At 60.8% G+C, this 12,618-nt stretch carries 13 protein-coding genes and 1 pseudogene; 7 read left to right on the top strand and 7 right to left on the bottom strand.

Annotation, left to right across the window (positions count from 1 at the left end):
- The first annotated feature begins 1 nt into the window (after position 1).
- The 5 genes and pseudogenes from OIU37_RS03545 to OIU37_RS03525 all read left to right on the top strand — a co-directional run bounded on the left by OIU37_RS03545 (position 2) and on the right by OIU37_RS03525 (position 3,555).
- Positions 2-775: an amino acid ABC transporter ATP-binding protein gene (locus tag OIU37_RS03545; RefSeq protein ID WP_171602606.1), complete on the top strand. Its 774-nt coding sequence runs from the start codon at positions 2-4 to the stop codon at positions 773-775.
- An 18-nt stretch (positions 776-793) separates the two neighbouring features.
- On the top strand, positions 794-1,654 hold the full coding sequence (locus OIU37_RS03540; RefSeq protein WP_171602605.1) for a shikimate dehydrogenase: 861 nt from the start codon (positions 794-796) through the stop codon (positions 1,652-1,654).
- Positions 1,655-1,669: 15 nt separating this feature from the next.
- Positions 1,670-2,038: a 5-carboxymethyl-2-hydroxymuconate Delta-isomerase gene (locus tag OIU37_RS03535; protein WP_264255744.1), complete on the top strand. Its 369-nt coding sequence runs from the start codon at positions 1,670-1,672 to the stop codon at positions 2,036-2,038.
- Positions 2,039-2,070: 32 nt separating this feature from the next.
- Entirely contained in the window at positions 2,071-2,520 is a 450-nt protein-coding gene (gene aroQ / locus OIU37_RS03530; protein WP_180695019.1) for a type II 3-dehydroquinate dehydratase, read from the top strand.
- Positions 2,521-2,522: 2 nt separating this feature from the next.
- Positions 2,523-3,555 (top strand): annotated as a pseudogene (locus OIU37_RS03525) (Gfo/Idh/MocA family protein).
- A gap of 328 nt (positions 3,556-3,883) precedes the next feature.
- Here the strand turns inward: OIU37_RS03525 and OIU37_RS03520 are convergent.
- Together OIU37_RS03520 and purL are read right to left on the bottom strand one after the other, a co-directional pair.
- Positions 3,884-4,117: a BolA/IbaG family iron-sulfur metabolism protein gene (locus tag OIU37_RS03520; protein WP_004676237.1), complete on the bottom strand. Its 234-nt coding sequence runs from the start codon at positions 4,115-4,117 to the stop codon at positions 3,884-3,886.
- A gap of 19 nt (positions 4,118-4,136) precedes the next feature.
- Entirely contained in the window at positions 4,137-6,368 is a 2,232-nt protein-coding gene (gene purL, locus OIU37_RS03515; protein WP_264255729.1) for a phosphoribosylformylglycinamidine synthase subunit PurL, read from the bottom strand.
- Between the two features lie 261 nt (positions 6,369-6,629).
- Between purL and OIU37_RS03510 the strand changes: the two genes are divergently transcribed.
- Complete coding sequence (locus tag OIU37_RS03510; protein WP_264255728.1) at positions 6,630-8,372, top strand: aconitase family protein; 1,743 nt, start codon at positions 6,630-6,632, stop codon at positions 8,370-8,372.
- 89 nt (positions 8,373-8,461) lie between these two features.
- Here OIU37_RS03510 and OIU37_RS03505 read toward each other — a convergent pair whose 3' ends face one another.
- Together OIU37_RS03505 and OIU37_RS03500 are read right to left on the bottom strand one after the other, a co-directional pair.
- Complete coding sequence (locus OIU37_RS03505; protein ID WP_264255727.1) at positions 8,462-9,031, bottom strand: acyloxyacyl hydrolase; 570 nt, start codon at positions 9,029-9,031, stop codon at positions 8,462-8,464.
- Positions 9,032-9,153: 122 nt separating this feature from the next.
- On the bottom strand, positions 9,154-10,572 hold the full coding sequence (locus tag OIU37_RS03500) for a PLP-dependent aminotransferase family protein (RefSeq protein WP_264255726.1): 1,419 nt from the start codon (positions 10,570-10,572) through the stop codon (positions 9,154-9,156).
- Positions 10,573-10,653: 81 nt separating this feature from the next.
- Between OIU37_RS03500 and OIU37_RS03495 the strand changes: the two genes are divergently transcribed.
- Positions 10,654-10,911, top strand: a complete 258-nt coding sequence (locus OIU37_RS03495; RefSeq protein WP_264255725.1) for a DUF1127 domain-containing protein — start codon at positions 10,654-10,656, stop codon at positions 10,909-10,911.
- A gap of 44 nt (positions 10,912-10,955) precedes the next feature.
- On the opposite strand, the gene OIU37_RS03490 is transcribed toward OIU37_RS03495, so the two are convergent.
- Genes OIU37_RS03490 through OIU37_RS03480 form a run of 3 tightly spaced genes read right to left on the bottom strand, consistent with a single transcriptional unit; the run spans position 10,956 to position 12,618 of the window.
- Entirely contained in the window at positions 10,956-11,351 is a 396-nt protein-coding gene (locus tag OIU37_RS03490) for a hypothetical protein (RefSeq protein WP_171602597.1), read from the bottom strand.
- 44 nt (positions 11,352-11,395) lie between these two features.
- Positions 11,396-12,067 (bottom strand): phosphoribosylformylglycinamidine synthase subunit PurQ, encoded by a 672-nt coding sequence (gene purQ, locus OIU37_RS03485; protein WP_264255723.1) that lies wholly within the window; start codon positions 12,065-12,067, stop codon positions 11,396-11,398.
- Positions 12,064-12,618, bottom strand: a complete 555-nt coding sequence (locus tag OIU37_RS03480) for an RNA 2'-phosphotransferase (protein WP_264255722.1) — start codon at positions 12,616-12,618, stop codon at positions 12,064-12,066. Before OIU37_RS03480 ends, purQ begins: the two co-directional genes overlap by 4 nt.

Here is a 12,618-nt window from a genome sequence, read left to right as displayed (position 1 = left end):
TATGGAGGGCGCCGTGCTCAGTTCCGCTAATGATCAGTCGACATTGATATCTCTTGATAAAGTGGAGAAATGGTACGGCTCCTTCCATGCGCTGAAAAACATCAGCCTGTCGGTTCGCAAAGGCGAGAAGATCGTACTTTGCGGACCTTCGGGTTCCGGCAAGTCGACGTTGATCCGCTGCATCAACGCTCTCGAGCTGATCCAGGAAGGCAGGATTGTCGTCGAGGGACAGTTGCTCGACGGCACAAGCAAGGCGGTTGATGCCATTCGGCGTGAAGTCGGGATGGTGTTCCAGAACTTCAATTTGTTCCCGCACATGACCGTTCTGCAGAACTGCGCGCTTGCGCCTATGAGGGTCCGCGGAACCAGCCGGGCCGACGCCGAGAGGCTGGCGAGAAAGTACCTCGAACGGGTTCGAATCCTTGATCAGGCGGAGAAGTATCCCGCTCAGCTCAGCGGAGGGCAGCAACAGCGTGTCGCCATTGCCCGGGCGCTCTGCATGGAACCCAAGGCGATGTTGTTCGACGAACCGACATCGGCGCTCGATCCGGAAATGGTGAAGGAAGTGCTGGACACGATGATCGGTCTCGCACGCGACGGCATGACCATGATCTGCGTCACCCATGAAATGGGCTTCGCCCGTCAGGTTGCAGACAGGGTCATCTTTATGGCTTCCGGCGAGATCATAGAGGAGGCCGAGCCCGAGGTCTTCTTCAAGTCTCCGAAGCATGAGCGCACCAAGGCTTTCCTTGGCGAGATCCTCGCACATCACTGAGCTGATGGGGCTATCGAAATGAACAACAACAAATTCCTCGTCGGTCTCATCGGGGCCGACATCCAGATGTCGAAGTCGCCCGCACTGCACGAAACCGAGGCGCGGCACTTGGAGCTGGATTACCATTACGAGCTCGTCGATTTCGCCGAGCGCAGTTTACCCGCTTCTGCGCTGCCTGAATTGCTCGTAGAACTCGAAGACCGCGGCTTCGCAGGAAGCAACATCACGCACCCGTGCAAGCAGACGGTCATCGCCCATCTTAGCAGCCTGTCCGAGGACGCCGAGATGCTCGGAGCAGTCAACACAGTCGTGCTTCGGGATGGAGAGCGGATCGGGCACAATACGGACTGGTATGGCTTCTACAAGAATTTCGAGCGCGGTATGCCCGGTGTCGCCAAAACTCATGCCGTCCTGCTCGGCGCAGGCGGCGCGGGGGTCGCCGTAGCGCACGCAGCAATCAAGCTCGGTATCGCGATGCTCTCGATCTTCGACCAGGACACAAATCGCGCCGCCGCGCTTGCCGATCAGCTCAACCGACGCTTTTCAAGAACCTGCGCGCAGCCGGTCAGGGAAGTCGGTGCGGCGCTCGCTTCGGCCGACGGGCTGATTCACGCTACGCCGACGGGCATGCGAAGTCATCCGGGTCTCCCGATCGAACCGGAATGGCTTCATCCACGTCACTGGGTCGCCGATATCGTCTACATGCCGCTCGTGACCGAACTTCTGGCCCTGGCAGAGAAGAAGGGGTGCAGGACCTTGCCGGGCGGCGGCATGACCGTGTTCCAGGCCGCGGCAGCCTTTGAACTGTTCACGGGTGTAAAACCGGATGCGGAACGCATGTCGCGTCACTTCGAAGAATTGTGCCGAGCTCCAGCCTGACCGGGAGAACATGCCTTGCCGCACATCATTATCGACTATAGCCAGGGTGCTGCCGAACGGGTGGCGATCGATGAATTGACCAGAGCGGTCCACCATCGGGTGCGCGACGGAGGCTTGGTCAAGCCCACTGCAGTGCGGACCTTCGCCAGGGAGGCGACCTTCTCCTGCGTCGGAGACGAGCATCCGGACAATCACTTCATCCAGATAGTCGTCCGCGTGGCGCCTGGCCGGCCGGCTGAGACGAAGCGGGAGTTGTTGAAGGCTGTGCTCGAAGCGGCGCGCGGTGTCGCGGCCCCCGCGCTGCAAGCGGGCCGGCTGGGGCTGCGGGCCGATCTTTACGAATCCGATCCGGATTTCGCATTCCAGGAAATAGCGTTTGCCTGAGCTTGGCAACGCGCCTCACAAGGACAATTGCAATGAGCCTGATCTACGTTCTCAACGGCCCAAACCTGAATTTGCTCGGCAAGCGTCAGCCAGACATCTATGGTCACGAGACGCTGGCCGATGTCGAGGCAGACTGCCGGAAACTGGCCTCGGAACTCGGCCACGAGATCCGTTTCCACCAGAGCAACCGTGAATATGAAATCATCGACTGGATCCACGAAGCGCGCGAAGACGGAGTCGGCATCGTCATCAATCCGGCTGCATTCACGCACACGTCGCTTGCCATCCTCGACGCCTTGAACACGTTCGAGGGTCCCATCATCGAGATCCATATCTCCAACGTGCATAAGCGCGAAAGCTTCCGTCATCATTCCTTCGTTTCCCACCGCGCCGACGGCGTCATCGCCGGTCTTGGTACGGAAGGCTATCAGCTCGGAATCCGCCGCATCGCGACGATGCTCAAGGCGCCGAAGAAGGACTGACAATGGCTCCCCCAGTCAAACTGGCGGTCCTCGGCGCGGGGCGGAAGGCGTCACATCAAACACGTGCTGGACGAACCGATGGCGGAGCTTGTCGCGATCGTCGACCCGAGCCCGGTTGGAGAGGCGATCGCAAGCGAGGTCGGCGCCAAATGGTTTTCGAGCTTCGCTGAAATGGTCGCCGCAGCTCGCCCTGACGGCGTCATCATCGCGACGCCCAACCAGATCCATGTCAGAAACGGTTTTGAGGCCGTAGAGGCCGGCATCCCGGCATTGATCGAGAAGCCAATCGCCGACGATATTAGCGCCGGCGAAGAGCTCATTGCGGCGGCGGCGGCCAAAGGAATCCCGTTGCTGACCGGACATCATCGCCGACATAATCCGATGATGCAAAAAGCTAAACAGATCATCGAAAGCGGAAAGCTCGGGCGGATACTGGTCGTGAATGCGATGTTCTGGCTATTCAAGCCGGACGAATACTTCGATATTGCCTGGCGGCGCGAACGCGGAGCGGGGCCAATCTTTCTCAATCTGATCCACGACATCGACAACCTTCGCTACTTATTCGGGGAGGTCACTGCGGTCCAGGCACGCGAATCCAACGCAGTTCGCGGAAACGCCGTTGAGGAGACCGCGGTGATCCTCATCGAGTTCAAGAACGGAATTCTCGGCTCTGCTTCCGTTTCGGATTCCGTTGTTGCGCCCTGGAGTTGGGAGATGACGACCGGCGAAAACCCCGCTTATCCTAAAACTGAGGAGGCCTGCTACATGATCGGCGGTACCCACGGGTCGCTGTCGGTGCCGTCACTCAACATGTGGAGCAATCCCGGCAACAGGGGCTGGATGGAACCGTTCGAATGTAATCGCGCCAAAATTGAGAACGAGGATCCGCTCGTCCTGCAGATACGCCAGCTTTGCAGGGTCATCAGAGGCGAGGAAGCACCGCTGGTCAGTGGATGTGAGGGACTGGAAACCTTGAAGGTTATCGACGCCGTGAAGCGATCCGCCGCAGCGGGTCAGCGTATCAGCCTGGTCTAAATGGTTGCGCGCCAGCTTAAGGCGGTCGCAACTCGCGCGAACGATCTTACGCCATCTCGCGTGAGGTGATGTTGGACCTCTCTGGAACACGGCCACAGGTCCGTCATCCTTATGGACGGGCGCGACGCCGCGAAGACACCCTTGAGCATAAGGACACGCGCGCGCTGTGACAGGCACAAGAACGGGGAGGTTGAAGTACGGCGCACAACGAGTTCGGACGCCTTTGTCATCTGGAACCGCTTTGCAGAGAACCAAAGACCCGGCAGGAAGGAATCCTTCCACCCGGGTCTGTTTCATTTCAAAGCTTCAACCGGCCGAAGCTGGCATGTCAATCCGGCGCGGAGGTCTGCAGGGCCAAAGCGTGCAGCACGCCGCCCATATTGCCCTTCAGCGCCTCGTAGACCATCTGGTGCTGTTGCACGCGGCTCTTGCCGCGGAAGGCTTCGGCGACGACTTCGGCGGCGTAGTGATCGCCGTCGCCCGCCAGATCGCGGATCGTCACCTTGGCACCGGGAATCCCAGCCTTGATCATGTCTTCGATATCGCCGGGTTTCATGGCCATGATCGTTACTCCTTGCGCATCATTCCGCAGCAAGCTCGCCGCGGCCTTCCATGAAATCAGGGAACCACGATTCATGGGCATCGCGCAATTGCTGAATCGGCAGCGAGATCAGATCGCCGACGACGAGCGCCGATCCTCCGACCGTGCCGAGACGGCGGAAGGGAACGCCGCCACCTTCTGCATTGACGCAGACGAAATCGGCGACATCGGCAGGCAACGTCAGCACGTAGCGCGCCTGATCCTCACCGAAGAGCAGCGCATGCGGTTCACCCTTGCCTTCACTCAGATCGATCGTCAGGCCTTTGCCCGAGGCCATCGCCATCTCGGCGAGCGCCACCGCAAGACCACCCGAGGAAATGTCGTGGCAGGCGGTCGCCTGGCCGTTGCGGATGACGGAGCGAACGAAATCGCCGTTACGGCGTTCGGCGAACAGATCCACCTCCGGCGCCGGACCTTCGCTGCTGGAAAGCACATCGCGGAGATAGACGGACTGGCCGAGATGGCTGCCGTCGACACCGATCATGATGACCTTATCGCCGTCGTTGGCGCTGCCGATGCGGGCCATCTTGCTCCAGTCCGGCAGCAGGCCGACGCCCGCGATCGTGGGGGTTGGCAGAATGGCTACGCCGTTGGTCTCGTTGTAGAGCGAGACGTTGCCGGAGACGATCGGGAAGTCGAGCGCGCGGCAGGCCTCGCCGATGCCCTTCACCGCCTCAACGAACTGGCCCATGATCTCGGGCTTTTCGGGATTGCCGAAGTTCAGGTTGTCGGTGGCGGCGAGCGGTTCGGCGCCTGTCGCGGTGATGTTGCGCCAGCATTCGGCGACCGCCTGCTTGCCGCCTTCGAAGGGATCGGCCTCGACATAACGCGGAGTGACGTCGGAGGAGAAGGCGAGCGCCTTGGAGGGATGGCCGTCGACACGTACGACGCCGGCATCGCCGCCCGGAAGCTGCAGCGAATTGCCCTGGATCAGCGTGTCGTATTGCTCATAGACCCAACGGCGGCTCGACTGGTTGGCGGAGCCGACGAGTTGCAGCAGCGCCTGGCCGTAATCCTGAGGTGCGGCGACGAGATTGGCGGGCAGGGGAGCGTGCTTGCCGGATTCGCGCCAGGGGCGATCATATTCGGGCGCCTGGTCGCCGAGATCCTTGATCGGCAGGTTGGCGACCTCCTCACCCTGGTGCATGACGCGGAAGCGCAGATCGTCGGTCGTCCAGCCGACGATGGCAAAGTCGAGGCCCCACTTGACGAAGATCGCCTTGGCTTCCTCTTCCTTTTCAGGCTGCAGCACCATGAGCATGCGCTCCTGGCTTTCCGACAGCATCATCTCGTAGGCCGTCATTCTCTCTTCGCGCACCGGCACCTTGTCGAGTTCGAGCAGGATGCCGAGATCACCCTTAGCGCCCATTTCGACAGCCGAGCAGGTGAGGCCGGCCGCACCCATATCCTGGATGGCGATGACGGCGCCGGTCTGCATCAGCTCTAGGCAGGCTTCCAGCAGGCACTTTTCGGTGAAGGGGTCGCCGACCTGAACGGTCGGCCGCTTCTCTTCGATCGATTCGTCGAATTCGGCCGATGCCATCGTCGCGCCGCCGACGCCGTCGCGGCCGGTCTTGGCGCCGAGATAGACGACCGGAAGGCCGACGCCCTTGGCTTCGGACAGGAAGATGGCGTTGGATTTGGCGATGCCGGCGGCAAAGGCGTTGACCAGGATATTGCCGTTGTAGCGGGCGTCGAACTCGACCTCACCGCCGACCGTCGGCACGCCGAAGGAATTGCCGTAGCCGCCGACGCCGGAAACGACGCCGGAGACGAGGTGGCGGGTCTTCGGGTGATCCGGTTCGCCGAAGCGCAGCGCGTTCATCGCGGCGATCGGGCGCGCACCCATGGTGAAGACGTCGCGCAGGATGCCGCCGACGCCGGTCGCAGCGCCCTGATAAGGCTCGATATAGGAGGGGTGGTTGTGGCTCTCCATCTTGAAGACGACGCAATCGCCGTCATCGATATCGACCACGCCGGCATTTTCGCCCGGGCCTTGGATGACGCGCGGTCCCTTGGTCGGCAGTGTGCGCAACCATTTCTTCGAGGATTTGTAGGAGCAGTGCTCGTTCCACATGGCAGAGAAGATGCCGAGCTCGGTAAACGTCGGTTCGCGACCGATCAGATCCAGAATACGCTGGTACTCGTCGGGCTTCAGGCCATGGCTCGCGATGAGTTCCGGCGTGATCGGGATGGTGTTTGGAATGGTCATGAGCTCTCGGAAGTCCCTGCCGTTGCGCGTTTTCCGCTCTTTAACCTATGTAGGGACGGCGCGCGACAGGAAAATGCCCGCCGTCAACAGCGGCGGGCGACTTCTTCGGCCCCATACGGGCGGCCGCTTCTCAGAGTCTGTTTGACAACTTGCTTTTGATTCTCGATCGATAGCAATGGGCAAGGCTCCGGCCCAGCTTTTGTGTGCCGCTGATGTTTCCTATAGGAAACTTTTCTTCTTGGTTGATGGTATCGAGATACAATGCCAGACATACAACAACAGGCAGACGAAAAGGTATTTGCCGGGCGCGCGCTTGTGGCTGGCTTCGCTACAGGGTCGATCGTATTCAGCGACACGGCGCTCAGCTTCTGGGGCGGCGTCGACTCCCGGACCGGAGAAGTCATCGACCGCCACCATCCCCTGTCGACACAGGTCCTGACAGGAAAGATTCTCGCCATCCCCGGCGGACGCGGTTCGTGTACGGGCAGCAGCGTGCTCATGGAGCTGATCATGAACAGGCACGCTCCCGCCGGCATCGTGGTCTCGCGCCAGGAGGAAATACTGTCGCTCGGAGTGATCGTCGCGGACGAAGTGTTCGGCCGATCGATCCCCGTTGTCCAGCTCTCCGAAGACGACTTCGCCGAGCTGCACTCTATCCCTGAAGTCACCCTCATCGGCGACAAGGTCATCGCGGGCCGGATCGAAACCGCCCCCGGTTTCGATGCCGCCGATCGCACCTATGGAAATTCAATAGTGCTGACATCGAGGGATCGGTCGGCTTTGAACGGGGAAATGGGCAAGGCCGTGCAGGTGGCAATGAGGGCCACGACGCGCATGGCTGAAATTCAGGGAGCGACGGAACTTATCGATATCTCCCAGGTCCATATCGATGGCTGCATCTACACCGGGCCGACCAGCCTGGAATTCGCGAAACGCATGCGGGACTGGGAGGGTAGGGTTGTCGTTCCAACGACCCTGAACTCGATATCGGTGGACCAGATGCGTTGGCGGGAGCAGGGCGTGTCTCCCGGCGTCGCCGGACCCGCATCAGAATTGGGTGAGGCTTACGCCTCCATGGGAGCACGAAAGACGTTCACCTGCGCACCCTATCAGCTGTCGTCCGCACCCAGGCAGGGTGAGCAGGTGGCTTGGGCGGAGTCGAACGCCGTCGTATTCGCGAACAGCGTTTTGGGTGCTCGCACTGCCAAGTATCCTGACTACCTGGATCTGTGCATCGCTCTCACCGGGCGCGCGCCGCTGACCGGGCCGCATATCGCCGACAACAGGCGCGCGAGCCTCGTGGTCAAGGTGTCGGGCTTCGTGTCGCGGGATGACATGGTCTACCCCATTCTCGGCTACCACATCGGCAAGCTTGTCGGAGATGAAATTCCGGTCGTGATCGGCCTAGAGACGTGGAAGCCGAATCTGGACGACCTAAAGGCGTTCGGGGCGGGTTTCGCGACGACATCAGGCTCTCCCATGTTCCATATCGTCGGTGTCACGCCGGAGGCCGACAGCCTTGAGAGCGTTGTCGGAAGTAAGATCAAGGCGAGCTATGAAGTCTGTCCCGAGGACGTCGTTGCCGACTGGAGGAAACTCAACGGCGGGTCTGTGGATGGCATCGAGTTCGTTGCGCTGGGCAATCCCCATTTCTCTTTCGACGAATGCGAGCGGCTGGCCGCGCTCTGCGAAGGCCTGGCGAAACATCCTGACGTTAAGGTTCTGGTTACCTGCAACCGTGCGACGTTCGAAAGGGCTTCCGCTGCGCATCTTGTCGGCAAATTGTCGGACTTCGGCGTAGAATTCGTAACCGATGCGTGCTGGTGCACACTTGCGGAGCCTGTCATCCCAATATCGGTCGATACAATTATCACCAATTCCGCGAAGTTCGCTCACTACGGTCCTGGATTGACGGGTAAGGCGCTTCGGTTTGGCAGCCTGGCGGACTGCGTCGCGGCGGCTTGTCAGGGCGAGTTGAAGCCTGTTCGTCCCACATGGGACTGAACGGTTTCCGCCTGCCGATGGTCGATCAGACGGCCGCAATGAGCAGTTCAATGATCCGTCGGCCAACCCGCTGAAATTGTCGAACGGACTCAGAACTTGTAGCCGACCTGCAAGCCGGCGCGCGTCATGCCGTCGTTCGGCCCATCGCAGAGATTGGCATGCGAGGAATGGGCGATCTGGGCCATCACGTTCCAGTGGGCGTTGAAACGGTAGCCGGCGCCCACATATTCGTGGAAAAGGACGCGACAGCCGAGTTCCGGACCGTCATCATCGCCTTCGAGATCGCCGGTATGGATGACGCCGCCGAAGCCGGCTTCGGCAAAGAGCTTCTCGTTGAAATCGACCGTCCAGGTGAAACCGGTGAAGAACTGGGTGGCTTCGCCCGACGTGCCGATCGAGGTACCGAGATGGACACGTGGGTGCAGCAGCTGTTGCTGCCAGCCGACCGCCGTGTCGTAGCCGAAAGGATCGAAGAGAGCGGTAATCTCCGGAAAGACGCCGTCTTCCCTGGAATGGCCCGACTGCACCGAGGCCGAGGCGCCGAAGCGTAATTCATCAAATATCTGCTCGCCGGCAGTTGCAGAGCCCGCAACCGAGACGGCGGCTGCCGCTGCCATACTCAAAAAACGCAACCCGATCCTTCCGAAGTCGACCCTCATTTGCTGTCCTTTGATTTGCATCAGACGGGAACAACAAAGAGGTAACACGGAGGTTGAGTCGCTAAAGCGCTCCGAAGAGGCTGCGGCGTTTTTTCCGATTTATGACGTGTATTTGCAACACGTCATATTTCGCCGTCATAGGCGGATCCGCCATTTTCCAGCAGCCGGCGCAGGATCATCAGTCCCGAGGTCAGTTCCTGCCCCGTCTTCGGCGAGGACAAACCGATGCGAACGCGGTGATAGGCTTTCTCGCCACGGGCCGCCTTGAACTCGTCCTCATCGTCGACGAGCACGCCGTCGCGGTAGGCGGCGTTCTTGAATGTGCCGGACATCCAGGGCTCCGGCAGTTTCAGCCAGAGGAAGGGCGCGTGGAGATGCGATTCGAAATCGAAACCCTGCAACTGCTCGCGGGCGAGCTGGACGCGCCTGGAAAGTTCTTTGACGCTCGCTTTGCGGATCTCGTGCGCTGTGCCGCTTTCGACGAGGCGCGCACAGGTCTCCGCCAGGATGAAGGGCAGGCCGCCGGTGATCATCTTGTGTGTCACCCTGATGCGCTGGGCAAAATGCGGCGGGCAGGCGACCCAGCCGCCGCGCACGCCGGCGGCGACCGATTTCGACAGGCCGTTGACGAGGAAGGTGCGGTCGGGCGCGATCGAGGCGAGCAGCGGCGTATCGTCGTCGGCCATGCCGCCGTAGAGGTCGTCCTCGATCAGCCAGACGCTGTGTTTCCTGGCGATTGCAGCGATGGCCGCGCGCCGCTCATAGGGCATGATCGCCAGCGTCGGATTGTGGACGGTCGGCATCAGGAAGGCGATCTTCGGATGCTGCTGCTGGCAGAGCCGCTCGAAATCCTCGGGGATCATGCCAAGCTTGTCGGAATCGACCGTCAGTGTGCGGCGGCCGAGCAGGCGGGCGCTGCGGCTGACCTGGGTGTAGGTGAGATCCTCGAAGACGATCTTGTCACCCGGCGCCGAGACGGCGGCGATAACGGCGATCGCCGCCGCATGGGCGCCGAGCGTCGGCACGATGTTTTCAACCTCCGGCGTCCAGCCGCTGCGGGCAAGCCACAGGCGGCCGGCCTCGAACCAGTTCTGCGGGAAACTCCGGGAATAGGAGGAGATTTCGGAAAGATGCTGCTCACCGATCTCGGCGAGGATACCCGCTATGATCTTGCCCTGGCCGAGATCGGGCGCGGCTGTCGTGTCGAAACGGATCTTGTTCGCCGGCGCATCCTGGACGCGGGTGCCGCCGAGCGAGACGGTCAGCGGATCAATCTGTTCCCCGGGCGGCGTCTCGGAACGGTTCAGCACATAAGTGCCGCGCCCCACTTCGCCGGCGACCAGGCCGCGCTCATGCACCAGCGCATAGGCGCGGCCGATCGTGCCGATCGTCACGCCGATATCATAGGCGAGGTTGCGCTGCGGCGGCAGCTTGCTGCCGGCGGGCAGGGCGCCGCTTGCTATGGCGGATTCGATGCTGTCGGCAAGCCGGAGATAGACCGGCCCGGAACCGCGGGATATATCGGGAAGCCAATTTGTCATGGTGACAATTGTATATATTGTCACATTGTACCCGTCAAGCGTATGAGTTAATTCCAATGGCAAACCGAGAGGATTCCTGGAATGTCTGCCTTGCCTGAGATCAAAATGCCGATTGTACCGATTGTCTCTCGCGATGACAGGAGACAAATCATCCTCCCCGACGCGCCCGCTGAGGTGACGACGCATCTGGAGCGAATCTGGGCCGCCATTCTTCTCTGGCATCAGAAGCGGGAAGGCCGGCGCGTGTTGAGAGGCCTGACGGCGACCGAACTGAAGGATATCGGTGTGTCGCAGTCCGATGCGGCGCGCGAAGTCGGCAAGTCGTTTTTCTTCGACTGACAGTGCTTTCGGGAGTGATCGTATTTCGGTCCTGATCGGGGCGATCAGCTGCAGGCCTTGTTGCCGCCAGACCAGCGATTGACGTCGGCGGTGATGCGACCGGCGACCGGTTCCTGCATCATGGGGCCGAAGGCCTGCAGGCGCGACGGGCTTCCCTCGGCCTGCACGACGAGCAGTGGCCGGCTTTCCGGGCTGCCCTTATGGACGAGCAGGATGCGCGGACGGCCGGAGAAGGAATTGAGCTCCGGCGCGAGCTTATAGGCTGCAAAGGCCGGATCGCCCGATTTGAACCAGCAGGCATTGGCGCCAAGCGCCACGCGTTCCATCGTTGGCAGTGCGGCGCGGTTCGGGCCTGTCGGCGCCGGCGTCTGGCAAGCTGCCACCATGGCTGCGATAGCGGTCAACAGGGCGGCGTGTGCGACAGAGAGGCGAGGGCGCATCGATTGCTCCAGATCCGAACAGAAGGATTTTCGTGTGCCGAGGTTCAGGCGGCGATGACGTCGAGCGCCGAGGCGAATATGCCGCGGCCGTCCGAACCGCCATGGGCGGCCTCGATCAGGTTCTCGGGATGCGGCATCATGCCGAGCACGTTGCCCTTTTCGTTCATGACGGCGGCGATATCATTGATCGAGCCATTCGGGTTGGTGCCTTCGGCATAACGGAACACCACCTGGCCGTTGCCTTCGATCGCAGCCAGCGTCGCATCGTCAGCGAAATAATTGCCGTCATGATGGGCAACCGGGCAGCGGATGACCTGGCCCTGCGCATAGGCGCGGGTGAAATCCGTCTCGGCATTGACGACTTCGAGCTTGATCTCGCGGCAGACGAATTTCAGCGAGGAATTGCGCATCAGCGCGCCAGGCAGCAGGCCGGCCTCGACGAGGATCTGGAAGCCGTTGCAGACGCCGAGCACCTTCACGCCCTTTGCAGCCTTGTCGATGATCGCCTGCATGACCGGCATGCGGGCGGCGATCGCGCCGCAGCGCAGATAATCGCCATAAGAAAAGCCGCCGGGGATGACGATCAGATCGACATCGGGGATCTCGTTTTCCGTCTGCCAGATCGTCACCGGGGGCTGGCCGGAGATCTTGGTCAAGGCGGCGATCATGTCGCGGTCGCGGTTGAGGCCCGGAAGTTGAACGACGGCTGATTTCATGGGGTCCCTGCGTTTCGCGAAAGATATTGAACTGGAACGCTTGCGGCGAGCCATACTCCATTGTCGGAGACAAAGAAAGAATGACCCTCTGAAAACATGCGGGCCGCGTCCACACGCAGGATGAGATGTTCACCCTTGCGGCGCATTGCGACGATTTTCGCCGTTTCGACATCAGCAGACAGATGAACGTGGTGTCGTTGCATCTTCTTCAAGCCTTCGCCCTCGATCGACTGCCAGTTCGTCAGAGACGTGCCGTGAAAAAGAGCAGCCGGCGGTTCAACCTGGTTCAATGCAAGATCGACCTCGACGCTATGACCTTGGTTTGCGCGAATTCTGTTATCGGCGAGCGTGAAGCGCTTCTTTGGATTGTTTTCGACAATCTCGATGATCTCGGCGCGGGAAACGTCATATTTCGACGCCAACGCTTTTTCGAGCTCGTCGAACGACACCCAACCCTCGCTATCAAGCGTCAAGCCCGCAGATTCCGGCGCATGACGCAAAACATAGCTCATATATTTCGAGACTTCCGTCTCCAGCTTTGCTTTCATCAT

Source organism: Rhizobium sp. BT-226, assembly GCF_025847085.2.
Taxonomy (GTDB): Bacteria; Pseudomonadota; Alphaproteobacteria; order Rhizobiales; family Rhizobiaceae; genus Rhizobium; species Rhizobium sophorae.
Note: the sequence above shows the minus strand (reverse complement) of the source record. Positions and strands in the feature narration are given on the sequence as shown.

What these genes read in the sequence shown, in the direction of transcription:
- OIU37_RS03495 (WP_264255725.1), top strand. Translation starts at nt 10,654, where the DNA reads ATGTCTGCCTTGCCTGAGATCAAAATGCCGATTGTACCGATTGTCTCT.
- OIU37_RS03480 (WP_264255722.1), bottom strand. Translation starts at nt 12,618, where the DNA reads ATGATGAAAGCAAAGCTGGAGACGGAAGTCTCGAAATATATGAGCTAT.
- OIU37_RS03505 (WP_264255727.1), bottom strand. Translation starts at nt 9,031, where the DNA reads ATGAGGGTCGACTTCGGAAGGATCGGGTTGCGTTTTTTGAGTATGGCA.
- OIU37_RS03545 (WP_171602606.1), top strand. Translation starts at nt 2, where the DNA reads ATGGAGGGCGCCGTGCTCAGTTCCGCTAATGATCAGTCGACATTGATA.
- OIU37_RS03490 (WP_171602597.1), bottom strand. Translation starts at nt 11,351, where the DNA reads ATGCGCCCTCGCCTCTCTGTCGCACACGCCGCCCTGTTGACCGCTATC.
- purL (WP_264255729.1), bottom strand. Translation starts at nt 6,368, where the DNA reads ATGACCATTCCAAACACCATCCCGATCACGCCGGAACTCATCGCGAGC.
- OIU37_RS03510 (WP_264255728.1), top strand. Translation starts at nt 6,630, where the DNA reads ATGCCAGACATACAACAACAGGCAGACGAAAAGGTATTTGCCGGGCGC.
- OIU37_RS03500 (WP_264255726.1), bottom strand. Translation starts at nt 10,572, where the DNA reads ATGACAAATTGGCTTCCCGATATATCCCGCGGTTCCGGGCCGGTCTAT.
- aroQ (WP_180695019.1), top strand. Translation starts at nt 2,071, where the DNA reads ATGAGCCTGATCTACGTTCTCAACGGCCCAAACCTGAATTTGCTCGGC.
- purQ (WP_264255723.1), bottom strand. Translation starts at nt 12,067, where the DNA reads ATGAAATCAGCCGTCGTTCAACTTCCGGGCCTCAACCGCGACCGCGAC.
- OIU37_RS03520 (WP_004676237.1), bottom strand. Translation starts at nt 4,117, where the DNA reads ATGGCCATGAAACCCGGCGATATCGAAGACATGATCAAGGCTGGGATT.
- OIU37_RS03540 (WP_171602605.1), top strand. Translation starts at nt 794, where the DNA reads ATGAACAACAACAAATTCCTCGTCGGTCTCATCGGGGCCGACATCCAG.